At 67.6% G+C, this 23,380-nt stretch carries 20 protein-coding genes and 1 tRNA gene; 8 read left to right on the plus strand and 13 right to left on the minus strand.

Annotated features, from left to right (window positions below; genetic code table 11):
* The first annotated feature begins 124 nt into the window (after positions 1–124).
* Positions 125–2,824, plus strand: coding sequence for a phosphoenolpyruvate carboxylase (ppc, locus tag ACYX4P_RS00575; protein WP_312570873.1), 2,700 nt, complete (start codon positions 125–127; stop codon positions 2,822–2,824).
* 61 nt (positions 2,825–2,885) lie between these two features.
* On the opposite strand, the gene ACYX4P_RS00580 is transcribed toward ppc, so the two are convergent.
* Complete coding sequence (locus ACYX4P_RS00580; RefSeq protein WP_248120893.1) at positions 2,886–3,851, minus strand: magnesium and cobalt transport protein CorA; 966 nt, start codon at positions 3,849–3,851, stop codon at positions 2,886–2,888.
* A gap of 229 nt (positions 3,852–4,080) precedes the next feature.
* On the opposite strand from ACYX4P_RS00580, the gene ACYX4P_RS00585 reads away from it, so the two are divergent.
* Complete coding sequence (locus ACYX4P_RS00585) at positions 4,081–4,368, plus strand: UrcA family protein (RefSeq protein ID WP_248120895.1); 288 nt, start codon at positions 4,081–4,083, stop codon at positions 4,366–4,368.
* Between the two features lie 81 nt (positions 4,369–4,449).
* Here the strand turns inward: ACYX4P_RS00585 and ACYX4P_RS00590 are convergent, their stop codons facing one another.
* The gene (locus tag ACYX4P_RS00590; protein ID WP_292075136.1) at positions 4,450–6,645 is read right to left on the minus strand and encodes a M3 family metallopeptidase; all 2,196 of its coding nucleotides are present in this window, start codon (positions 6,643–6,645) and stop codon (positions 4,450–4,452) included.
* 130 nt (positions 6,646–6,775) lie between these two features.
* On the opposite strand from ACYX4P_RS00590, the gene ACYX4P_RS00595 reads away from it, so the two are divergent.
* Complete coding sequence (locus ACYX4P_RS00595) at positions 6,776–7,633, plus strand: glutamate racemase (RefSeq protein ID WP_248120898.1); 858 nt, start codon at positions 6,776–6,778, stop codon at positions 7,631–7,633.
* A gap of 33 nt (positions 7,634–7,666) precedes the next feature.
* Here the strand turns inward: ACYX4P_RS00595 and ACYX4P_RS00600 are convergent, their stop codons facing one another.
* The 5 genes from ACYX4P_RS00600 to argH form a co-directional block, all read right to left on the minus strand.
* The gene (locus tag ACYX4P_RS00600; RefSeq protein WP_248120900.1) at positions 7,667–8,665 is read right to left on the minus strand and encodes a cation diffusion facilitator family transporter; all 999 of its coding nucleotides are present in this window, start codon (positions 8,663–8,665) and stop codon (positions 7,667–7,669) included.
* A gap of 74 nt (positions 8,666–8,739) precedes the next feature.
* The gene (locus ACYX4P_RS00605) at positions 8,740–9,396 is read right to left on the minus strand and encodes a hypothetical protein (RefSeq protein WP_248120902.1); all 657 of its coding nucleotides are present in this window, start codon (positions 9,394–9,396) and stop codon (positions 8,740–8,742) included.
* A 51-nt stretch (positions 9,397–9,447) separates the two neighbouring features.
* Positions 9,448–10,722, minus strand: coding sequence for a diaminopimelate decarboxylase (gene lysA, locus ACYX4P_RS00610; protein WP_248120904.1), 1,275 nt, complete (start codon positions 10,720–10,722; stop codon positions 9,448–9,450).
* A 3-nt stretch (positions 10,723–10,725) separates the two neighbouring features.
* Positions 10,726–10,956 carry a hypothetical protein gene (locus ACYX4P_RS00615; RefSeq protein ID WP_248120906.1) on the minus strand — a complete coding sequence of 77 codons (231 nt, stop codon included), beginning with the start codon at positions 10,954–10,956 and terminating at the stop codon, positions 10,726–10,728.
* A complete protein-coding gene (gene argH / locus ACYX4P_RS00620; protein ID WP_374321927.1) occupies positions 10,953–12,392 on the minus strand; it encodes an argininosuccinate lyase in 1,440 nt (479 codons plus the stop codon). Before argH ends, ACYX4P_RS00615 begins: the two co-directional genes overlap by 4 nt.
* Here argH and ACYX4P_RS00625 point away from each other — a divergent pair.
* Positions 12,391–13,050, plus strand: a complete 660-nt coding sequence (locus tag ACYX4P_RS00625) for a TlpA family protein disulfide reductase (RefSeq protein ID WP_248120908.1) — start codon at positions 12,391–12,393, stop codon at positions 13,048–13,050. The two genes, argH and ACYX4P_RS00625, sit on opposite strands and share 2 nt — an antisense overlap.
* 27 nt (positions 13,051–13,077) lie before the next feature.
* On the opposite strand, the gene ACYX4P_RS00630 is transcribed toward ACYX4P_RS00625, so the two are convergent.
* The 3 genes from ACYX4P_RS00630 to ACYX4P_RS00640 form a co-directional block, all read right to left on the minus strand.
* A complete protein-coding gene (locus ACYX4P_RS00630; RefSeq protein ID WP_248120910.1) occupies positions 13,078–13,383 on the minus strand; it encodes a hypothetical protein in 306 nt (101 codons plus the stop codon).
* Positions 13,384–13,455: 72 nt separating this feature from the next.
* Positions 13,456–13,532, minus strand: a tRNA-Met gene (locus ACYX4P_RS00635).
* Positions 13,533–13,598: 66 nt separating this feature from the next.
* Positions 13,599–13,721 carry a hypothetical protein gene (locus ACYX4P_RS00640; RefSeq protein ID WP_282438975.1) on the minus strand — a complete coding sequence of 41 codons (123 nt, stop codon included), beginning with the start codon at positions 13,719–13,721 and terminating at the stop codon, positions 13,599–13,601.
* Here ACYX4P_RS00640 and ACYX4P_RS00645 point away from each other — a divergent pair.
* From ACYX4P_RS00645 to ACYX4P_RS00660, 4 genes are all read left to right on the plus strand, one after another.
* A complete protein-coding gene (locus tag ACYX4P_RS00645) occupies positions 13,720–14,961 on the plus strand; it encodes a PQQ-dependent sugar dehydrogenase (RefSeq protein ID WP_248120914.1) in 1,242 nt (413 codons plus the stop codon). The genes ACYX4P_RS00640 and ACYX4P_RS00645 overlap by 2 nt on opposite strands.
* A gap of 60 nt (positions 14,962–15,021) precedes the next feature.
* Positions 15,022–15,246 carry a hypothetical protein gene (locus ACYX4P_RS00650; protein ID WP_248120916.1) on the plus strand — a complete coding sequence of 75 codons (225 nt, stop codon included), beginning with the start codon at positions 15,022–15,024 and terminating at the stop codon, positions 15,244–15,246.
* A 167-nt stretch (positions 15,247–15,413) separates the two neighbouring features.
* On the plus strand, positions 15,414–16,619 hold the full coding sequence (locus ACYX4P_RS00655) for an acetyl-CoA C-acetyltransferase (protein ID WP_248120917.1): 1,206 nt from the start codon (positions 15,414–15,416) through the stop codon (positions 16,617–16,619).
* A 17-nt stretch (positions 16,620–16,636) separates the two neighbouring features.
* Positions 16,637–18,829 (plus strand): 3-hydroxyacyl-CoA dehydrogenase NAD-binding domain-containing protein, encoded by a 2,193-nt coding sequence (locus tag ACYX4P_RS00660; RefSeq protein WP_248120919.1) that lies wholly within the window; start codon positions 16,637–16,639, stop codon positions 18,827–18,829.
* Positions 18,830–19,246: 417 nt separating this feature from the next.
* Here ACYX4P_RS00660 and recA read toward each other — a convergent pair whose 3' ends face one another.
* From recA to ACYX4P_RS00675, 3 genes are all read right to left on the minus strand, one after another.
* Complete coding sequence (gene recA / locus ACYX4P_RS00665; protein WP_248120921.1) at positions 19,247–20,329, minus strand: recombinase RecA; 1,083 nt, start codon at positions 20,327–20,329, stop codon at positions 19,247–19,249.
* Positions 20,330–20,502: 173 nt separating this feature from the next.
* Complete coding sequence (locus tag ACYX4P_RS00670) at positions 20,503–22,350, minus strand: M20/M25/M40 family metallo-hydrolase (RefSeq protein ID WP_248120923.1); 1,848 nt, start codon at positions 22,348–22,350, stop codon at positions 20,503–20,505.
* Positions 22,351–22,420: 70 nt separating this feature from the next.
* On the minus strand, positions 22,421–23,380 hold the full coding sequence (locus ACYX4P_RS00675; protein WP_248120925.1) for a right-handed parallel beta-helix repeat-containing protein: 960 nt from the start codon (positions 23,378–23,380) through the stop codon (positions 22,421–22,423).

Here is a 23,380-nt window from a genome sequence, read left to right on the forward strand (position 1 = left end):
AGAAACCCTAACGGCCGGTTCACCATGATCGTCTGGTTTCGCCCTTTGACACGGTTCGTGCGTTGACGTGACGGTTTGGCATACTTCACATGCGCATCTCCCCGCCTAAGCCCTGGATTACGCAATGATGAGCCCCGCCGCCGACGACGCCATGCGCGATGAAGTCCGTCTGTTGGGCGGCATTCTGGGCGAGGTCATCCGCAAGGAGGGCGGCGAGGCCCTGTACGAGCATGTCGAGGCCGTGCGCCAGGCCTCCATCGCCTATCACCGCGATCCGGCCTCGCACCCGGCCAAGCGGCTGGAGAAGCTGCTGACGGCCATGACGGTGGATCAGGCGGCGGGGCTGGCGCACAGTTTCGCCCTGTTTTCCCTGCTGGCCAATATCGCCGAGGATCGCGCCACCCGCAGGCGCGCGCGCGACCAGTCCGAGGCCGGCGCCCGCCTCGACACGCCCGAGGGGACGCTGAAACGCCTGGCCGAACAGGGCGTGGACAAGGCGGCGGTGACCGATCTGCTGCGTGAAGCGCTGGTCTCGCCCGTTCTGACCGCCCACCCGTCCGAGGTGCGCCGCAAGAGCGTGATCGATCGCATCGCCGCCATCAGCGACCTGCTGGACGCCTGCGACAAGGCCGGGGCGGCCTGCACGCCGGGTTCGATCACCGAGCCGCTGCGCCGCCAGATCGTGATCCTGTGGGCCACGCGCCTGGTGCGGACGCAAGGGCTGGTGGTGCAGGACGAGATCGAGACGGTGGTGTCCTTCCTGGATCGCATCTTCCTGCATGTCGCACCCAAGCAGTTGTCGGCATGGCGCAGCCTGCTGGACGCGCCTGACCTCAAACCCTTCATGCGGGTCGGGACCTGGGTCGGCGGCGATCGCGACGGCAATCCGAACGTGGACGCGGTAGTTCAGGGCGACGCCTTCCGAACCCAGTCGCGCGCGGTGCTGAACTTCTATCTGGACGAGGTTCACGCCCTGGGCGCCGAGCTGAGTCTGGCCGCCGAACTGGCCGAGGTGTCGCCTGCGCTTCAGGCCCTGGCGGACGCCGCCCAAGACCCCTCGCCGCACCGGGCCGACGAGCCCTATCGCCGCGCCCTGACCGGCGTCTATGCACGTCTGGCCGCCACCTATGACAAGCTGGGCGGGTCGCCGCCCCCGCGCCGCGCCCTGGTCGCCGCCGAGGCCTATTCCGGCCCGAACGCTTTCGAAGCCGACCTGAAGGTGCTGCATGAAAGCCTGGTCGCCCAGCATGGCGGCGTCTTCGCCAACGACCGGCTGACCGATCTGATCACGGCGGTCGAGGTGTTCGGCTTCCACATGGCCACCCTGGACCTGCGTCAGAACTCGGACGTACACGAGCGGGTCGTGGGCGATCTGCTTAAGGTCGCGGGCGTCTGCGACGACTATGCCGCGCTGGACGAGGAAAGCCGGTTGTCGGCGCTGGCCGCCGAACTGGCCTCGCCCCGTCAATTGTTCAGCGAATACGCCGAGTATCAGCCTGAGACCCTGAAGGAACGCGCGATCCTTCAGGCCTCGGCCCGCGCCCTGGCCGCCTTCGGGCCCCAGGCCATCCGCACCCATATTGTGTCCAAGACCGATGCGGCGTCGGATCTGCTGGAGGTCTATCTGCTGTTGAAGGAGGTCGGGCTTTACCGGCCTGAAGACCCCGCCGCCTGCCCCATCCAGGCCGCGCCCCTGTTCGAGACCATCGAAGACCTGCGCGCCGCCCGCCCGACGCTGGAACGGCTGCTGCAGGAGCCGTCCGCCCTTGCCGTGGCCAAGGCGCGCGGGGTGCAGGAGGTGATGATCGGCTATTCGGACTCCAACAAGGACGGCTCCTATCTGACCTCGGGCTGGGAGTTGCATGAGGCGTCGCGCGCCCTGGTGGAGGTGACGCAGGCCCATGACCTGAAGCTTCAACTGTTCCACGGGCGCGGCGGCACGGTCGGACGCGGCGGCGGTTCGGCCTTCGCCGGCGTCCTGGCCCAGCCGGAGGGCACGGTTCAGGGCCGCATCCGCACCACCGAACAAGGCGAGGTCATCGCCAACAAATACGGCGAGCCGGAAATCGCCCTGCGCAATCTGGACGCCCTGACCTGCGGGGCGGTGCTGGCGTCGCTGGGCAAGGGGCAGGATCACCTCTTCACCGCCGATCACGGCGCGACCCTGTCGGACCTGTCGGCGCGGTCGATGGCCGCCTATCGCAAGCTGGTCTATGAGACGGAGGGTTTCGTCGACTACTACCGCGCCGCCACCCCCATCGCCGAGATCGCCGACCTGAAGATCGGCTCGCGCCCGTCGTCACGGACGGCCTCGACGCGGATCGAGGACCTGCGCGCCATTCCCTGGGTGTTCAGCTGGTCGCAGAGCCGGGTCATGCTGCCCGGGTGGTACGGGTTCGGATCGGCGGTTCAGGGGCATGACATGGCCGAGCTGAAGGCCATGGCCGAAACCTGGCCCTTCTTCAGGACCCTGGTTCAGAACATGGAGATGGTCATGGCCAAGTCCGACATGACCATCGCCCGCCGCTATTCGACCCTGGTGAGCGACGCCTCTTTGGCGGCCCGCATCTATGGCGAAATCCGCGAGGAGTGGCAGAGAACCCATGACGCCATCCTGGCCATCAATGGTCACGACAGCCTGCTGGGCGGCCAGCCCGAACTGGACCGGCTGATCCGCATTCGGATGCCCTATGTCGAACCGCTGAACCACGTCCAGATCGAACTGATCCGCCGTCGCCGCGCCGGGGACGAGGACCCGCGCGTCCGCGAAGGCATTCTGCTGGCCATCAACGGCGTGGCGGCGGGGTTAAGGAACAGCGGGTAAGGCAGGGCCGCACCGCCTCCGTCATCCTCCGGTCAAGTCCGAGGATGACGGCGGTTAAAGGCTACAGCCACTTCGTCTTCTTGAAGGTGACGAACAGGCCGGCGCAGATGGCGCCCATCAGAGCTAGGGCGGCGAGGTAGCCGTAACGCCAGTGCAGTTCGGGCATGAACTCGAAATTCATGCCGTAGATGCCAGCGATCGCGGTGGGCACGGCCAGGATGGCGGCCCAGGAGGCCAGTTTGCGGGTGATGACGCCCTGGCGCTGCTGTTCCAGCAGATTGGCGACCTCAAACACCGACGACAGAATGTCGTTCAACCCGCCCAGTCGGCTGTTCACCCGCTGCACATGGTCGCTGACGTCGCGAAAATAGGGTCGGACATCGACGTCGATACAGGGCAGGTCCAGCGACTGCAGCCGCCGCGCCACCTCTTCCATCGGCCCCAGGATCCGGCGGAACTTCAGCAGTTCGCGGCGAAGGGTGAACAGGCGCCGGATCTCAACGCGCGACAGGAAGGCGTCCAGCGTCTTCTGCTCCATCTCCAGCACGCTGTCCTCGGACTCATCGACGATGGGGGCGTAGGCGTCGACGATGAAGTCCAGAATGCCGTGCAGGACGAAATCCGGTCCGCGCCTGAGTTCGTCGGGCGAGGCTTCGAGCTGGGCGCGCAGGCTGTCGTGGGTGCGCGACGAGCCGTGGCGGATGCTGATGACATGGTCCGGGCCGACGAAGATGTGGGTCTCGCCATAGATGATCCGTTCGTCGATCCGGGCCGCCGTTCGCGCCACCACGAACAGTTCGCGGCCATAGACTTCGACCTTGGGCATCTGGTGCGCGGCCAGGGCGTCCTCGACCGCCAGGGGGTGCAGCTTGAACCGTTGGACCAGGACGTCGAACTCGGCGTCGGTCGGATCGACCAGACCGACCCAGACGAACTCGCCCGTCTCCAGGGCCAGCCCCTCGGCCGTCAGCGGCGCCGCGCGCAAGCGTTGACCGTCACGATAGACATAAGAGGCGACGACCGGCATGGACGCTCCGTAGATGATCGACCTCAGACTTAGAGGGTGCGGCGGCGCAGTTGAAGCGCCTGCATGGTTCCGACCCGCGCGATCTGCCGGTCGAACCTGACCGAAATGTCATGACGTCGAATTATGAATGCGCCGTCTTTCCGCCCCGGAAGCTTCGCCATTTCGATCCGATCCAGCTTCACCGTTCCCTGCCCCGGAAGACAAGGGGCGGAAAAATGGAAACAGGATCATGTTCAGGATCGCCTCTCTGACGACCGCCGCTGTCCTCGCCGCAGGCTCGGCCGCCGCCGCCCCGATCGAAGCCCGCATTCCCTATGGCGACCTCGACCTGTCGAGCCGCGCGGGGGCGACAGCGTTCGACAACAGGGTTCAGCGTATTGCGCGAAACCTCTGCACCGGCCGGCGGCCCGTCGAAAGGCTGAGTTGCGTGGAAAAGGTGAGGGACGAAGCCCTGTCGCTTCTGCCCGACCGCGCCCGCGCCGACTATGCGCGCGGCCGCATCGCCTTCGACGCCTGAAACGAAAGGACGCCGCCGGACGGATCGTCCGACGGCGTCGCATTCATGACGCTAAAGACCGCCCGAAGGGCGGCGCCCCCATCAGGAAACGGGGAAGCCGCGAACCTTAAGCAAGGCCGCCACGTCCGGGTCGCGACCACGGAAGGCGCGATAGGCCTCGGCGCGGTCGGTCGTGTTGCCCGGCGCCAGCATGATCGACTTGAAGCGGCCCGCGATGTCCGGATTGAACACGTCGCCCGACTCCTCGAAGTACGCCCAGGTGTCGGCGTCCATCGTCTCGGACCACAGATAGCTGTAGTAGCCCGCCGAATAGGCGTCGGACGTGAACAGGTGATTGAACTGCGGCAGGCGGTGCCGCATCACGATCTCCTTGGGCATGCCGATCCGGGCCAGACTGGCCTTTTCGAAGGCGTCGATATCGGTCGGCGGCACGGCCTGGGTGTGCAGGTCCATGTCCACGATGGCCGAGGACAGATAGCTGACCGTCGCATAGCCCTGGTTGAAGGTGGCGGCGGCCTCGATCTTGTCCACCAGCGCCTGCGGCATGGCCGCGCCGGTCTGATAGTGTTTCAGATAGCCGTCCAGGATCGGACGGCTCAGCACCCAGTGCTCATGCACCTGCGACGGATACTCCACGAAGTCGCGCGGCGTATTGCCGAACGACGGATAGGTCACCACCGACGAGAAATAGTGCAGGGTGTGGCCGAACTCGTGGAACAGGGTCTCGGCGTCGTCCAGCGAGATCAGGACGGGCTGGCCCGGCTCGGGCTTGGTGAAGTTGTTGTTGTTCGACCCCAGGATCACCTTCGATCCATCCAGCGTGGAGAATGACCGATAGGTGGTCATCCAGGCGCCCGAACGTTTGCCCGGACGGGCGTAGTCGTCCGTGTAGTAAAGGCCGATCAGCTTGCCGGTGGCCTTGTCGTGCAGCTCATAGACCTCGACGTCCGGCTCGAAGGTCGGGACCGAACCCTTGGGCAGTTTGGTGAATTTGAAGCCGTACAGACGCTCGGCCATGGCGAAGGAGCCGGCGCGGACCGCGTTCAGTTCGAAATAGGGCTTCAGCTGGTTCTGATCCAGGTCGTACTTGGCCTTGCGGACCTTCTCGGCGAAGTAGAGGTAGTCCCACGGCTCGATGTCGAAACCGGCGATCGCCTTCATGTCGGCGACCTCCTCGGCGACGCGGGCCTTGGCCGGCGCCCAGACGCGGTTCATCAGGGCCTCGGCGGCAGCCGGGGTCTTGGCCATGGTGTCCTGCATGCGCAGTTCGGCGTGGTTGCGATAGCCCAGGAGCTTGGCGCGCTGATCGCGCAGCTTCACGATCTCGGCGATGGTCGAGTTGGTGTCGTTGGCGTCGCCGTTGTCGCCGCGATTGACGAACTTCTTCCAGACCTGCTCGCGCAGGGCCCGGTCGTCGGCGAAGGTCAGGAAGGGATCGACCGCCGAACGGGTGTTCAGGATGGCCCAGCCCTGGATGTTGCGGCTGCGCGCGGCCGATGCGGCGGCGGCCTTGTTGGACTCGGGCAGGCCCGACAGACCCGCCTCGTTCGGGATCACCGTCCAGGCGTTCTCGTCGGCGACGACCTTCTGACCGAAGCGGGTGAAGGCGTTGGACAGCGCGGTGTTGATCCGGCCCAGCTCGGCCTTGCCGGCCGCGTCCAGATTGGCGCCCGAACGGATGAAGGCGTCGCGACGGCGCTCGGCCAGACGCTTCTGCTGGGCGCTCAGGCCCGCCGCGTCGGCGGTGTCGGCGACGGTCTTGACCCGCTGGAACAGCTTTTCGTTGAAGGTGATCTCGTCCGAAGCCGCCGACAGCAGGGGCGACAGTTCGGTGTCAACCGCATCATAGGCTTCGCCGCCGATGTTGGAGGTCATGACGCCATAGACATTGGACGCCCGGTCCAGCGGCTCGCCGGCCAGCTCCAGCGCCGCCATGGTGTTGGCGAAGGTCGGGGCCTCGGGGTTGTTCGCAATGGCGGCGATGTCGGCGCGTTGCAGCTCGATGCCTTCCAGCATGGCTTCGCGCAGCTTGGCCGGCGTCACCTTGTCGAACGGCGGCACGCCGTCGTACTTGCCGGTCCAGACCTGAAGCAGTTCGGCGCGCGGCGCCTGGGCGGGCAGGACGGCGCGGGCGATGCGCGCTTCCTCGGCGACGCTGGCGGCCGACGGCGCGGCGGCGGACCCGCCCGAGGCGGCGCCGGTCGCGGCCCCCGTCGAGGCGCAGGCCGACAGGGCCATCAGGCTGCCGCCCGCGATGAGAAGCTGGCGTCTATGCATGGAATGCTCCGAAACATGATCATGGTTGGTCACACACTTAGGCGCACGAAACGGCCCCGTCACCTGATGGAGACGTAATCTTCGCTCCAATCCGGTTGGATACGTCGTCGCACTGTTTTAAAGGCGGGCCATGGCCATTGGTGTTTTCGACTCCGGCGTGGGCGGTCTGACCGTCCACCGCGAACTGACGCGGCGTTTCCCCCAGCGGGACTTCGTCTATCTGGCCGACCAGGCCCACGCCCCCTATGGCGGACGCGGCGGCGAGGACATCGTCGAACTGACCAAGGCGGGCTGCGAGCGTCTGTTCGAGGCCGGGGCCTCCATCGTCGTTCTGGCCTGCAACACCGCCAGCGCCATTGCGCTGCGCCGCCTGCAACAGTCCTGGCTTCCGGGTCTGCGCGAGCGGCTGGGCCGCCCCGTCAACATCCTGGGCATCATAGTGCCGACCATCGAGGCGGCGACCGGCAAGCCCTGGAGCTTCGAGGCCGAGCGCCCGCAAGAGGGCGAAAAGGTCGCCTCCATCGACATCACCGGCGTCTTCTGCACCGCCGCCACCGCCATCAGCCGCGTCTATGAGATCGAGATCGACAAGCGACGCGAGGACATCGCCGTCTTCTGCGAGCCCTGCCCCGGCCTGGCCGGCCTGATCGAACTGGGCGCCCCGGCCGAGGAGTTGAAGGTGGTGATCGACGACCACGTCGATGCGCTGCGTCGCCGCATCGGCCGCCACCCGGACAAGGCCATCCTGGGCTGCACCCACTATGAGATCGTCGCCGAACTGTTCGCTCAGGCCCTGCCGGCGGGGACCGTGCTGATCGAACAGCCTACGGCCGTGGCCGACGCCCTGGAACGCTATTTCAAGGCGCACCCCGAGTACGACCTGGGCGACAGCGGCCGCCGCGACTTCCTGACCACCGGCCAGGCCGGCCCGCAATCCGAACTGGTCGCCCAGTTCTGGGGTGCGCCGGTGACCTTCGAGCAGGCGTAAGGCGGCGTTCGCGCCCCTTCATCCCGTCGAGCATCAACACCCCGGACAATCCGGCAGCGGTTCGTTCTCCAGCTGCAGGGTCGTATGGTTGATGGCGTAGCGCCGCGCCACCGCCTGGGCCTCGGCGATCAGCACGCCTGAATCCGTACGGTCGTGAACCAGATGCGCGGTCAGGGCGGTGTCCGTGGTCGACAGGGCCCAGACGTGCAGGTCGTGCACCGCCCGCACGCCCGGCAAACCCACCAATGCCTTCTCCAGCGCCGGCACGTCCACCCCGCTGGGCGCCCCGTCCAAGGCCAGATTGACCGAATCCTTCAGCAGACCCCAGGTGGACCACAGGATCGCCGCCACAATCACCAGGCTGACCAGCGGATCCACCACCGACCAGCCCGTGGCCAGGATGACCGCGCCCGCGATCACGACGCCCAGCGACACGCCGGCGTCGGCCATCATGTGCAGATAGGCCCCCTTGGCGTTCAGGTCGTGCTGGGACTTCATGAACAGCAGCGCCGTGCCCAGGTTGATGACGAAGCCGATCCCGGCCACCAGCATGATGGTCGCCGACCCTACCGGCGCCGGTTCGTTGAAACGCCGCACGGCCTCGAACGCGATGGCCCCGCAGGCGAAGATAAGCAGAAGCGCATTGCCCAGCGCGGCCAGCACCGTCGCCTTGCCGAACCCATAGGTCCGCCGACCGCCTGCCGCCCCGTGCGCCCCACGCCGCGCCAGCCAGGCCGCCCCGCCCGCCATGGCCAGACCCAGGACGTCGGACAGATTGTGCCCCGCATCGGCCAGCAGGGCGGTGGAATCCGCCATCAGCCCGGCCCCGAACTCGCACGCTACGAAGATCAGATTGACCACCAGCCCGACCGCATAACGCCAGTCGCCCGTATCGACTGGCCCGTGGCTGTGGCCGCCATGACCATGGCTGTGACCGTGCGCGTGCGAATGGCCGTGGCCGTGATCGGCATGACCGTGGTCGTGATCTGGGCCGTGATCAGGGTCGGAGCTGTGATCGTGCGCGGCGTTCATGGTTTCGCCTATACGCCCTTTATCGGAACAGCCAAGCTGCTACTTGATAACAGATTGAATGTTATCACATAATGTCAGTGCTGATGCATGGCCACGACCAGACCCAGCGCGATCAGGGCCAGACCCAGGACCGCCCCTTCGTAACGCGCCCAACGCTCCAGCCGCAGGATGGAGGCGCCGGCGCTAGCCAAGGCCGTGAACACCGCCATGCCTGCGACCGTGCCGACCGCGAACATCACCGTCAGCATAGCCAGGGCGCCGATCCCCGCAGAGGCCGAGGACAGATAGATGGGCAGCAGAACTTCGCCCGGCGACAGCGCCATCATGGCGACCAGGCCCAGGAAGGCCGCCTTGTCCGACACGGCCGGCTCAGGCGTCGCCAGCGCCGGGCCGCCGGCCAGGGCCGGCCGCCGCAGGGCCGAGCGCGCCAGGTAGAAGGCGCCGAACAGGAACAGCAGCACCGCCGCCAGATGCGGCAAAACCCCCTCTATCCATTGGTCCAGCGCCAGGCCCGCCGCCACGATCAGCCCGCCGACCACCGCCGTCGTGGCGATATGGGCCAGGCCCGCCGCCGTCACGACCAGCAGGATGCGATGCGGCCGCCAGCCTTGCGCCCGTCCGACCAAAGTGAAGGGCAGCCAGTGGGTCGGCAGGGCGGCGTGCAGAAAAGCCGCGACGAAGCCGCCCCCCAGCAGGGACAAGAGCACGGACTGTTCGGCGCCGGGGGACATGAGCCGGCCTATAGCGTGTTACTTTATAACAGTCGAGCGGAATTCGACTCTTTACAGCCAGTCGGCGAACGGCTCCCGGTCCAGCATTTCTTCATAGGTCGGACGCGGACGGATCACGGCCCACTGATCCCCGTCCACCAGCACCTCGGGGATCAGCGGCCGGCTGTTATATTCGCTGGCCATGACCGCGCCATAGGCGCCCGCCCCGGTGAAGACAACCAGATCCTCGGCCTCGAGCGGCGCCAGGTCGCGATCGCGCGCGAAGGTGTCGCCCGTCTCGCACACCGGCCCGACCACATCGTAGGCCAGGGCCGCGCCGCCGCGCGGCGCCACCGGTCGGATGTCGTGGAAGGCGTCATACAGCGCCGGCCGCATCAGGTCGTTCATCGCCGCGTCCAGCACCAGGAACCGGCGCCCGTCCGATCTTTCGTTGACTTGGATCACCTGGCTCAACAGCACCCCGGCGTTGGCGGCCAGCAGCCGGCCCGGCTCGAACGCCGCCTCGACGTCCAGCCCGTTCAGCACCCGCGCGGCCATGGCGACATAATGGGCCGGCGACGGCGGCTCGACGCCGCCCGAATAGGGCACGCCCAGGCCGCCGCCCAGGTCCAGCCGGGTCACGGCGTGGCCCTGGCCGCGCAGGGCGCGGGTCATCTCCGCCAGAACGGTGAAGGCGGCCTCCAGCGGGGCCAGGTCGGTGATCTGGCTGCCGATGTGGCAGGCCAGACCGACCGGCGTGACATGCGGCGAGGCCGAGGCCTGGGCGTAGAGGTCCATCGCCTCCTCGACCGGCACCCCGAACTTGTCGCCCTTGCCGCCGGTCGTGATCTTGGCGTGACCGCCCGCCCCCACATTCGGATTGACCCGGATGGCGATGGCCGGCGCCGCATCCATCATCGCCGCGACAGCGATCAGCCGGTCCAGCTCGGCCCCGGATTCGATGTTGATCTGGCGCACCCCGACGCTGATGGCGAAGGCCATCTCGACGTCGGTCTTGCCCACGCCGGAAAAGATGATCCGGTCGGCCGGCACGCCCGCCGCCAGCGCGCGCCGGATTTCGCCCTCGGACACGGTGTCGGCGCCAGACCCCAGCCTCGCCAGGGTCGCCAGGACAGAAAGGTTGGAGTTGGCCTTGACCGCAAAGGCGATCAGGGCCTCGCCCAACGCATCGCGATGCGCGTCGGCGGCGGCGCGCAGCAGGCCGTAATGCCGCTTCAGCGTCGCGGTCGAATAGACATAGGCGGGCGTGCCCACCTCGTCGGCGATCAGCTCCAGCGGCACGCCCTCGGCATGCAGGGCGCCGTCCTTCAGGTCGAAATGGTGCAAGGTCTATCGCGGATCGTTCTGGGCGGCGCCGGCGCCGATGGGGTTGGAGGGGCCGCCGTCGATCGGCAGGCTGCTGGACGGACGGTTTATCGTCGCCGGCTCGGGCAGATGCGGCGCGCGGCTGTCGCGCGGCGCCCGTTCTGTCTGGCGCACCGGCGATTCCAGATCGGCCATGCGGCCGCAGGCGGCGGTCAGGAGGGCGAGCGCGCCCATGAGGATCAGGGTCTTTTTCACAGGCGATCTCTCCAGTCGGCGATGCGCGCGCGGACCTGTTCCGGCGCGGTTCCCCCATAGCTTTGGCGGCTCTGGCACGAAGCCTCGGCGGTCAGCACCTTGTAGACTGTTTCGGTGACGCCCGGCTCCAGTTTCTGCAGTTCGGCCAGCGGCAGTTGCGACAGGTCCACGCCCAGCGCCTCGGCCTGTTTGACGGCCGCCCCCGTGACATGGTGCGCCTTGCGGAACGGCAGGTTCAGTTCGCGCACCAGCCAGTCGGCCAGATCGGTCGCGGTCGAGAAGCCCGCGCCGGCGGCGGCGGCCATCCGTTCGGTGTTGGGACGCAACGCCGCGACCATGGCGGTCATGGCGTTCAGGGCCAGGTCCAGGGCGTCGAAGGCCTCGAACACCGGCGGCTTGTCCTCCTGCATGTCCTTGGAATAGGCCAGCGGAAGACCCTTCATCACCGTGGACAGGGCGACCAGAGAGCCCATGATCCGGCCCGTCTTGGCCCGCACCAGTTCGGCGGCGTCGGGGTTGCGCTTCTGCGGCATGATGGACGAGCCGGTGGTCAGGTCGTCAGGCAGGGAGGCGAAACCGAACATCGGCGTCATCCAGACCACGATCTCCTCGGCCAGGCGCGACAGGTGGCCCGCGGTGATCGAGGCTGCGGCCAGGCTTTCCAGCGCGAAGTCGCGGTCGGACACGGCGTCCAGACTGTTGGCCATCGGGCGCTCGAAGCCCAGGTCCTGCGCCGTCATATGGCGGTCGATGGGGAAGGGTGAACCGGCGAGCGCGGCGGCGCCCAGCGGGCTTTCGTTCATGCGGGCGCGGGCGTCGGCGAAGCGGCCTGCGTCACGGCCGAACATCTCGACATAGGCCATCAGATGGTGACCCAGCGTCACCGGCTGGGCGGTCTGCAGATGGGTGAAGCCCGGCATCAGGTCGCCCGCGTGCTGTTCAGCCCGGTTCAACAGGGCGGCCTGCAAGGCCTTCAGTTGGGCGACGGAGCGATCGCAGGCGTCGCGCACCCAGAGGCGGAAATCCAGCGCCACCTGATCGTTGCGGCTGCGCGCCGTGTGCAGACGGCCCGAGGGTTCGCCGATCAGTTCATTCAGTCGAGCCTCCACATTCATGTGGATGTCCTCGAACTGGTCGCGGAAGGGGAATGTCCCGTCCACGATCTCGGATTCGATGGCGTCCAAGCCGCCCAGGATGGAGTCAGCGTCAGCCTGTTGAATGATCCCCTGCTTGGCCAGCATCCGGCAATGGGCGCGCGATCCGGCCAGATCCTGACGCCACAAACGTTGATCCACGCCGATGGAGACGTTGATCGCCTGCATGATCTCGGCCGGGCGCGACGAAAAGCGTCCGCCCCACATGTCTTGACCCGCCGGCTTCACCGGCGCAGTCGAACCGGCGGATGACGTGGCGTCGGCAGGAGTGGATTGGGTCATGAGCGGCTCTAGAAAGGCGATCTGGGCGATAATCGGCGCGGTCGTGGTGGTCAGCACCATCGCCGGCGTCGGCGGCATGGCGATGTCGCTATACGCCAATCACCGCCAGGACGCGCAAGTGCAAGAGGCCGCAAACGCCAATGCGGCGTCGAAAAGCGATCTGGCGCGCTTCGCTGTCGGGTCGCTTTCCACCCTATCGACCCCGGCCGACCACGCCCTGGCGCCCGAATACGCATTTCGCGACCGCACCGGCACGGCCGCCCGCTTCTCGGCCTTTCACGGCAAGGTGGTGCTGGTGAACCTGTGGGCCATGTGGTGCGCGCCGTGCAAGGCCGAGATGCCGACGCTCCAGGCGCTGGCTAAAGCCTATGCGGCCAACGAGGATCTGGTGGTCCTGCCCATCAACGTCGACGCCACCCCGGACGCGGCGGCTGAGGCCAGGCGCTTCCTCGACGACCACGCGCCCCTGCCCTTCTACAGCGACGCCAAGTTCCAGCTGCCGTTCGAGTTTCCGGGCAAGGGCGCCATGCCCCAGACCATCCTGCTGGATCGCGAAGGCCGCATCCGCGCCGTCAAAACGGGCGAGGCCGACTGGTCCGGCCCAGAGGCCCGCGCCCTGATCGACGCCCTGCTGGCGGAAGGCCCCAAGCCCCGGTGACGGCCGCGCCCGCCTGGCCGGGCTGGATCAGTTCTTGGCCGGAACCCGCGTATCGGTCGCTGGGTCAATGGCGCCGGGCTTGCCCTCGGCGGCGGCCTGGGCTTGTTCGTTCTCCAGCTTGTCGGCGACCTTGCCCGCGCCCGTCTCCACGGCCTGAGCGGCCTTCATCGCCCCGCCCTCGATAACCTCGCCGGCCTGAGAGGCGGCGCTGGCGGTCTTGTCGGCGGCGGCCTCGGCATGGACCTCGGCCTTGTCCTGCTCGGCCTGGGTGCAGGCGGCGGCGCCCAACGTCAGAACGGCGGCGGCCATCAGGGCTGTGGTGCGGATCGTCACGGCGTCTCTCCAGTCAAGGTTGAAAGCTCGACCGTAAACGCAGGATGGGGATGCGGGTTGCAGCAAAAAAGGTGGTGACTGGAGGCGGGATCGAACCGCCGACCTGTGGGTTATGAATCCACCGCTCTAACCATCTGAGCTACCCAGTCCCGGGCGTCGCGGGGCCGGGGCCGGCCGCGAAGGAGGCGTGCCTATATCGCCGTCGGGCGTCGTGTTCAAGTCGTCTTGGGCGAGATCGTGCGGCGATAGAGCGCAGGATAGCCGCCGGCCGGAACGGTGACGATGGGACCGTCGTTTTCGGCCGATACCGCCCCCTGTCTTTTCGGAGCCTGCGCCATGCGCCTGATCGTCGCGGCCGCGTCCACCTCGCTGCTCGTCCTCGCCGCCGCCTGCGGGGCCAGCGGCGAAAGCGCGTCCTCGGCGCCTCAGTCCCACCCTGGCGCCCCGCTGGAGACCCGTCCGGCCAACAATCCCGACCAGCGACCGGCCTTCGATGGGCAAACCCGAGCGCCGGGCGTAAAGAGCGAACAGGCCATGAGCCACACCGTCGTCGCCTCGGGCCTGGTGCATCCCTGGGGGCTCGCCGCCCTGCCGGACGGTCACTGGCTGGTGACGGAAAAGCCCGGCCGCCTGCGCGTCGTCACCGCCCAGGGCCAGGTGAGCGAGCCGATCGCGGGCCTGCCCGCCGTCGATGCGCGCGGCCAGGGCGGCCTGCTGGACGTGATTGTCGGCCCCCGCTTCGCCCAGGACCGCATGATTTACTGGAGCTACGCCGAGCCCCGCCAGGGTGGAAACGCCACCTCTGTCGCGCGTGGGCGGTTGTCGGATGACGGATCGAGGGTGGAGAACGTCCAGGTCATCTTCCGTGCGCTGCCGATCTATGACGGCGACAAACATTTCGGCTCCTCCCTGGCCTTCGATCCCGCCGGGCATCTGTTCGTCACCCTGGGCGAGCGATCCGACAAGCCCATGCGGCCCCAGGCCCAGGATCTGGGCTCGCACATGGGCAAGACCATCCGCATCAACGCCGACGGCTCGGCGCCCCGGGACAATCCCTTCGTCGGCCGCGCGGGGGCCCTGCCGGAGATCTGGAGCCTGGGGCACCGTAATGTCCAGGGCATAGCCATCCAACCGGGAACCGGCGCCGTCTGGACCATCGAACACGGCACGCGCGGCGGGGACGAGGTCAATATCGACAAGGCCGGACTGAACTACGGCTGGCCCGATGCGGCTTACGGCGTCGAATATGCGGGCGGCCGGATCAACACCGGGGCGACCCAGGCGCCGGGCACGGAGCAGCCCGTCTATTATTGGGATCCGGTCATCGCGCCCGGCGGGGCGACCTTCTATCAGGGGGCCATGTTCCCGGGGTGGGACGGGAACCTGCTGGTCGCGGGGCTGAAGGAAAAGCACATCGCCCGTCTGGTGATCCGGAACGACCGCGTGGTCGGCGAGGAGCGCCTGCTGACCGATCTGGGCGAGCGTATCCGCGATGTGGCGGTCGCCGCCGACGGATCCGTCTGGGCCATCACCGACGAGCAGAACGGCAAGCTGGTCAGGCTGGCGGCGGCGCAGTAGGGTTTTCATCGCCAGGGGGCGAAGTCGGGGCGTGCGCGTCCAAAAGGGAGCAACCGAGCCATGCGTATCCTGATCCTCTCCACCGCCCTCGCCCTGCCATTGCTGGCGGCCTGTGGCACGACCGGCGCGACCAACACCTATCAGCAGGAGTTGGACGTGCTGGAGGCGGCCTGCACCCGCGACCAGGGCATCCTGACGCCCACCGGCCTTCAGACGGGTCGACCGCAAACCGAGTACGCCTGCAAGATCACCGGCGGCGCCACCCGGATCCACCGCGCCAACTGACCCTCGGGGGCCGAAGCGATGTCTTTGGCCCGACATCCTGTCAAGACGACGACGTTGTGCGGCACCGCCCTGGCGCCGCATCACGCGGCTTATTACTTGACGTTGACGTAAACGTAGGGTTCTTGGCGTCCGAGCTTAGACCCGTCCTTTATCGGAGACGTATTCTCATGGCTGACGCCTATATCTATGACGCCGTCCGCACCCCGCGCGGCAAGGGCAAGAAGGACGGCTCGCTGCACGAGATCACCGGCCTGTCGCTGGCCTCCCAGGTTCTGGAAGCGCTGCGCGACCGCAACGATCTGGACACCTCCAAGGTGGACGACGTGATCCTGGGCTGCGTGACCCCGGTGGGCGAACTGGGCGCCGATGTCGCCCGCACCGCCGTCCTGACCGCGGGCTGGGCCCAGACCACCGCCGGCGTCCAGATCAACCGCTTCTGCGCGTCGGGCCTGGAAGCCGTGAACATGGCCACCGCCAAGGTGAAGTCCGGCGAGGCCGACTTCGCCGTCGGCGGCGGGGTCGAGGTCATGAGCCGCGTGCCGATGGGTTCGGACATGGGCGCCTGGCCGACCGACCCGTCTTCGGCCTTCCCCAGCTATTTCGTGCCCCAGGGCGTGTCGGCGGATATGATCGCCACCAAATACGGCTTCAGCCGCGACGACGTGGACGCCTATTCGGTCGAGAGCCACAAGCGGGCCGCCAAGGCCTGGGCCGAGGGCCGGTTCAAGAATTCGGTTCTGGCGGTCAAGGACCAGCTGGGCCTGACCATCCTGGACCACGACGAGACCATTCGTCCGAACACGGACATGCAGACGCTGGGCGGACTGAACCCCTCCTTCGCCATGATGGGCGAAATGGCCTTCGACGCCGTGATCAATCAACGCTACCCCGAGGTTGAGCGCGTCAATCACGTCCACACGCCGGGCAACTCGTCCGGCATCGTCGATGGTTCGGCCGGCGTGCTGATCGGTTCGCTGGAAGCCGGCCAGGCCCTGGGCCTGAAGCCACGCGCCAAGATCCTGGGCGGCGCCTCGATCGGCTCGGAGCCTTCGATCATGCTGACCGGCCCTGAGTATGTGACTCGCAAATTGCTGGGCAAGCTGGGCATGACGCCCGACGACATCGACCTGTGGGAGCTGAACGAGGCCTTCGCCGCCGTCGTCCTGCGCTACATGCAGGCCCTGGACATCGATCACGCCAAGATGAACGTGAACGGCGGCGGCATTTCGATGGGCCACCCCCTGGGCGCCACCGGCGCCATGATCACCGGCATCGCCCTGGACGAGCTGGAACGCTCGAACAAGTCGACAGCCCTGATCACTCTCTGCATCGGCGGCGGCATGGGCACCGCCACCGTCATCGAACGCGTCTGATCCGGGAGCGAAAGACTATGGAAAACTTCAAGATCGACGTCGACGCCGACGGCATCGCCCTGGTCACCTTCGACGTGCCAGGCCGTTCGATGAACACCCTGACCGGCAAGGTGATCGCAGAGGTCCCGCAACTGGTCGAACGCATCAAGACCGACGACGCCATCAAGGGCGCGGTCATCACCTCGGGCAAGGCGTCGGGCTTCTGCGCCGGCGCGGACCTGGGCGACATGGCGGGCGGCATGCTGGCGGGCGGGGGCGACCTGCAAAAGGCGTTCGACGCCGGCTGGACGCTGAACGGCGCCTTCCGAGCGCTGGAAACCTCGGGCAAGCCGATTGCGGCGGCCATCAACGGCCTGGCCCTTGGCGGCGGGCTGGAGTTCACCCTGGCCTGCCACTATCGCGTGGTGGAAAACGACAACAAGATTCAGCTGGGCCTGCCCGAGATCAAGGTCGGCCTGTTCCCCGGCGGCGGCGGCACCCAGCGCCTGACGCGCCTGGTCGGCGTCCAGAACGCCATGATGGCCATGAGCGAGGGCAAGTCCTTCCGTCCCAACGACGCCAAGGGCGCCGGCATCGTCCACGAAGTGGTCGAGAAGGGCCAGTCGGTCGAGGCGGCCAAGGCCTGGATCAAGAATGGCGGCAAGGCGATGCAGCCGTGGGACGAAAAGTCCTTCAAACTGCCCGGCGGCGGTCCCTTCCATCCGGCGGGCATCCAGAACTTCATGGTCGGCAACGCCATGCTGCGCAAACAGTCCTACGGCAACTATCCGGCCGTGGTGAACCTGATGAAGGCCGTGTTCGAAGGCACGCAGGTTCCGATGGACGCCGCGCTTCGCATCGAGACGCGCTATTTCATCAAGACCCTGATGACGCCCCAGGCCCAGGCCATGATCCGTTCGCTGTTCCTGTCCAAGCAGGAACTGGACAAGGGCGCCGTGCGGCCTGCTGGCGTGCCCAAGTCCGATCCCAAGAAGGTCACGGTCATCGGCGCCGGCATGATGGGCGCCGGCATCGCCTATGTGCAGGCGCTGGCCGGCATCGAGACCATCCTGATCGACCAGACCCAGGAAGCCGCCGACAAGGGCAAGGCCCATGTCGAGGAGTTGCTGAAGAAGCGTCTGTCGCGCGGTCAGCTGACGCAGGAGAAGTACGACGCCCTGCTCGGCTCCGTCACGGCGACCACCGACTATGATCTGATCAAGGGTTCGGACCTGGTCGTCGAGGCCGTGTTCGAGAACCGCGAGATCAAGGCCGATGTGACCAAGCGCGCCGAGGCGCAACTGGCCGAGGGGGCCGTGTTCGGCTCCAACACCTCGACCTTGCCGATCACCGGTCTGGCCGAGGCCTCGGTCCGCCCTGAAGACTTCATCGGCATCCACTTCTTCTCGCCGGTCGACAAGATGATGCTGGTCGAGATCATCCTGGGCGAAAAGACGGGTCAAGCCGCCATCGCCAAGGCGCTGGACTATGTGCTGAAGATCAAGAAGACGCCGATCGTCGTCAACGACAGCCGCGGCTTCTACACCTCGCGCTGCTTCTCCACCTTCCTGATGGAGGGCATGGCGATGCTGGAGGAGGGTTACGGCCCGGCCCTGATCGACAATGTCGGCCGGATGACCGGCATGCCGCGCGGCCCGCTGGAGATGCACGACGACGTCGCCCTGGACCTGTCCTACAAGATCGCCAAACAGACGGCTTTGGACCTGGGTGACAAATACGTCCCGTCGGAAGGCGCCGACATCGTCGCCAAGATGGTCGAGGGGGGACGTTTCGGCCGCAAGAACGGCAAGGGCTTCTACGACTACGACACCAAGCCCAAGACGCTCTGGAAGGGTCTGTCCGACCTGGCGCCCGTCACCAAGGGCATCGACCAGCCGGAAGAGCCGACCGCATTCGCCCAGATCGACGAGCTGAAAACGCGCCTGCTGTATCGCCAAGCCGTCGAAGTGGCGCGTTGCTGGGAAGAGGGCGTCATCGACGACCCGCGTGAGGCGGACCTGGGCGCCATCCTGGGCTGGGGCTTCGCGCCCTGGACCGGCGGCCCGATCAGCTTCATCGACGGCATCGGCCTGGCCAAGTTCGTCGAGACGGCGGACCGTCTGGCGGCGTCGTACGGCGACCGCTTCAAGGTCCCGCAGCTGCTGCGCGACATGGCCGCCAAGAACGAGACCTTCTACGGCAAGTTCGCCCCGGAGAAGGCCGCCGCCTGATCGGTCTCGGACATCGCTGGTCTACGGAACGGGCGGCCTTCGGGCCGCCCGTTTTGGTTTGAGCGCTACCTCTCTCCCGCTCATCCCGGCGAAAGCCGGGACCCAGTTCTGTCGCTCAGCAGTGCGTTGGATCGATTGCCCCGGCCAATGCACAAGCCGTATCTGCCAAAGCACTGGGTCCCGGCTTTCGCTGAGATGAGCGGATAGGTTGAACAATCGAACTCAAGTCCCGCGAACCCTGCTAATCCAAAAAAGAAAAAGACCCGCCCGACACGAGGTCGAGCGGGTCGCTCCGCCGCCCTTCGCGGGGTCGGTGGCGGGTCGCTAGGGGCGACGGAGTAGCGGTGAAAAGACCGGGCCGCAGCCGAAGCGAACGCTCAAAGCCCGCCCGACCGCGCCCAGCCCCTCGTTCTGGCGTCAGCCTTCCAGATCCTGGCCTTCGTCCGGCTCGGGCGCGCCCAGCATGTCGTCGGCGATCTTGTTGGTGGACTGGCGCACGGCCTTTTCGATGGAGGCGGCGATGTCGGGGTTCTGTTTCAGGAACTCGCGCACATTCTCGCGGCCCTGGCCGATCCGGGTGGAGTCATAGCTGAACCAGCTGCCGGCCTTTTCGATCACTCCGGCCTTGACGCCCAGGTCGATGACCTCGCCCAGTTTGGAGATGCCCTCGCCGTACATGATGTCGAAGATGACCTCGCGGAACGGCGGGGCGACCTTGTTCTTGACCACCTTGACCCGGGTGGTGTTGCCGACCACCTCGTCGCGGTTCTTGATCGCACCGGTGCGGCGGATGTCCAGACGCACCGAGGCGTAGAACTTCAGCGCATTGCCGCCCGTCGTCGTCTCGGGGCTGCCGTACATGACGCCGATCTTGTGACGGATCTGGTTGATGAACAGGACGATGCACTTAGACTTGGAGATGGAGGCCGTCAGCTTGCGAAGCGCCTGGCTCATCAGGCGCGCCTGCAGGCCCGGCAGGCTGTCGCCCATCTCGCCCTCGATTTCGGCGCGCGGGGTCAGGGCGGCGACGGAGTCCACGACCACGATGTCCACAGCCCCCGAACGGACCAGGGTGTCCACGATCTCCAGCGCCTGTTCGCCGGCGTCCGGCTGCGACACCAGAAGATCGTCCAGATTGACGCCCAGCTTCTGGGCATAGACCGGGTCCAGCGCATGTTCGGCGTCGACGAAGGCGGCGACCCCGCCCTTCTTCTGCACCTCGGCGACCGTGTGCAGGGCCAGGGTCGTCTTGCCGGACGACTCAGGGCCGAACACCTCGATCACCCGCCCGACCGGCAGGCCGCCGATGCCCAGGGCCATGTCCAGACCCAGCGAGCCGGTCGAGACGCTCTCGATCTCGTTCACCTGCCCGGCCTTGCCGAGCTTCATCACCGAGCCCTTGCCGAAGGCGCGGTCGATCTGCGCGATCGCCGCCTCCAGGGCGCGCTGCTTGTCGCCGTCGTCCTTGCCCACCAATTTCAATGCCGCCTGCGAAGCCATTGCCTTCGTCTCCCTTGCCATGATTCCCGTCATTAAGCTTGGGAGAGACCCGCCTGGACCCGCCCCCGTTTCGTGAGGCCGACTATGGGCACGGTTTGTTCTAGTTCACAAGATGTTCTCTCGATCAAAACGAGAACATAAAATCGAACACGACCGTTTCTGACGCATCCAAGTCAGGCGATCAGTCGCGCGCCCAGCCCGGCGACCATCGCCGCCACGACCAACCCTCCCGCAATCCGGCTCAACGCCCGGATGCCGCCAGCGGCGCCAGGCGACAGTGGTCGGCAGAGGGGCACGATCAGCAAAGCGATCACGCCCAGAACACCCGGCAGGTCCATGCCGACGCCCATAAACACGCCATGTCCCTGCACCAGCAGCCACCCGCCGACGACGGCCGTCGCCAGCGCCGCCGGGATCAGGACGGTCCAGGTGGTCAGACGCGCGGAGATCAGGGCCGCGGTCGCGGCCGTCACGGCGGCGATCAGGGCGGGCCAGATCAGCAGGAAGGCGGCCTCGGGCGCCACGGCCTGGACGGCGACGCCCAGAACCAGCACTAGGCCGATCAAGCCCAGCCACCCGCCCCAGGGCGTTTCCTCCGCCGCGCGCGGCCACAGGCTGAGACCGATCGCGACGGCCGCCGCGCCCAGGACGACCGGATCGACACCCGCGAGGACGGTCGTCAACGCCGCCGCCGCGACCAGGCCAAACGCGACCGTCCGCCCGCCGGCGCGCCCCGCAATCAGCAGCAGCGCCAGGCCCGACAAGGCAAGCGCCACGCCGATCTCCAGCGCCGGCAGACGCCGCAGCAGGGTGTAATAGGTCTCGGGCGACTGAACCCGTCCGCCCAACGGTCCGGCCAGCACCCGCACCGCCTGGCCCGCGACCACGGCGGCGGCCAGCAGCCACAGGCCGTCCGCCGCGCCGCCCAAGACCGCGCCCACCTTCAAGCCCTGAACGCGACGCACCCGCCAGACCGCCAAGCCGGTCGCCAGGGCGGCGATGGCCAGCAGGACCCACCCCACGACCGGCGGATGCCGCACGACCGCCAGGCCGAACAGGTCGGCATAGACGGCGTTCTGTGTCGCCTGGGGCAGCGTCGGGGCGCGCAGCCAGGCGTCAGCCACCTCCAGCGCCTGCGATCCGATATGCTGCAGACTGCCCTGATCCAGGGCGTCCGGCGTGGCGGCGGGCGAATGATACTGATCCGGCCGCCCGATGAAGGCCAGATTGATCCCCGCCAGCCCCTTGGCCGCCGTCACGGTGAAGTCGGTGCCGTTCGGCATCAGTCGATAGACGAAGATCGCCAAGGCGTTGCTGGACGGGCCGCCCGTCACGGCGCCGGCGGCCCGCGCATAGTCAGCGATGACGCCGGCGTTGCCCGGCCCTGTCTCGAACATCATGGCCCGACCGCCGCCGCCCCGCGCCTCCAGATTGACGACGGCCCCGATCCGGTCGCGCCACGGATGGGCGGCGAAGAACGTCCGCGCACCGTCCAGATTGAGTTCCTCGGCGTCGGTCAGCAGGACGATCAGATCGCGGTCCGCCCCGCCGCGCGCCTTGATCGCCCGCACCGCCTCCAGAATGGCCGCCACGCCCGTCGCATCGTCGGCCGCACCGGGCGAACCGGGCACGCTGTCGTAATGGGCCATCATAAGGACGGCGGGCCGGTCGGGGTCGCGGCCGGGCAGGACGCCGACGATGTTGGCCGCCGCCAACCCGTGAGGGCTTCGCCCCTCGCGCTCCAGCCGTTGCACAGCCCCTGGCGACAGGGGGCCGGTCTGTATCCTGGGCGCCAGGCCCAGGGCTGTCATCCGTTGCATCAGATAGGCCTGGACCCGCGCGTGGTCGTCGGACCCGACTGGATGTGGCGCGCGGGCGATCTCGCGCACATCGGCCATCGCCCGCGCGGCGGAAAAGGCTTCGACCGGGGTCGAGACCGGCCGCGGCGCGGGCGTCTGACTGGCGATCACGGCCAGACCCAGGGCGACAGCCAGCGCCGTGAACAACAGGATCAGCCGCATCGTCTTGTCCCCCTGATCGCGATCGGTCCAGTCAGCCCTGCGCGGACGACCGGCGCAAGGGGCGAGCCGATCAGCGACGCACGCTGTTGCGCGCCGTCAGATTGCCCGTGGCGCCGTCCCCGTCGTCGATGCTGGACCCGAAGGGCCAGCCCCGGTCGTCACCGCAATAGGACCTGCGCCCCTCGCGCGACCCGATCACCACCGCGCGGGGCCTGAACCAGCCGGCGCCGGTGAAGACATTGTCCGTGATCCGATTATAGGAGGGCGTCTGGTGGCGGATCACCCCATCCTCGCCGCAGTTGCGGTACAGAAAGACCCCGCCGCGACCGTCCAGCGCCAGCCGGTTGCCGACGATGCGGTTGGCGCCCGATCCGTCCACGGCGATCTGCTCGCGCCCGGTGCGAATGTCGAAATCGTTGTCCTGGATCAGGGCGCCGGCGCTCTCTGCGTCCAGATAGATGGCCACCGACGTTGATCGGCCGGAAAAGCGCGACCGCGTCACCGTGGTCTGCGTGACCCCCGGCCCGACATAGAGGGGAATGGTTCCCACGCCCTGAAACCGCACCCGGTCCAGCACCACCCTGATCGGCGCGGCCGACTGGGCCGCCAGTGTATGCCCGGCCGTGCGCGACGAGGCCAGCAGGTCCCGCATCGACCCGCCCGCCCCCATGCCCCAGATGCGGACATTGCCCGCGACGCCGCAGTTGCGGATGGCCACATCGCTGGGCCTGGACCAGCCGTCGCCCTGGCGGTGCGACCAGACGGCCACGGTCGGGGCGCCGGTGGTCGCCTGGCCCGGCGCGCGGATCTCGCCCCCGCCGCAATCCAGCGCGGCGCCGGACGCAGCCTGGCCCTCGATCAACACCCGACGGCGAATGTCGCGCCCGCCTGTGTCGGCCTGGCAGGCCAGGCGATAGGGCTGGCCCGAGGGCGTGATCAGGTCCGCCAACTCCTGCGCCGTGCAGGGTCGGGCGGCGGGCAAGTCCGAGGCGGACTGGAGCGCGACCGCCAGGGCGAACCAGCCCGCCAT

The organism is Brevundimonas sp. ABV4_179, from assembly GCF_056311945.1.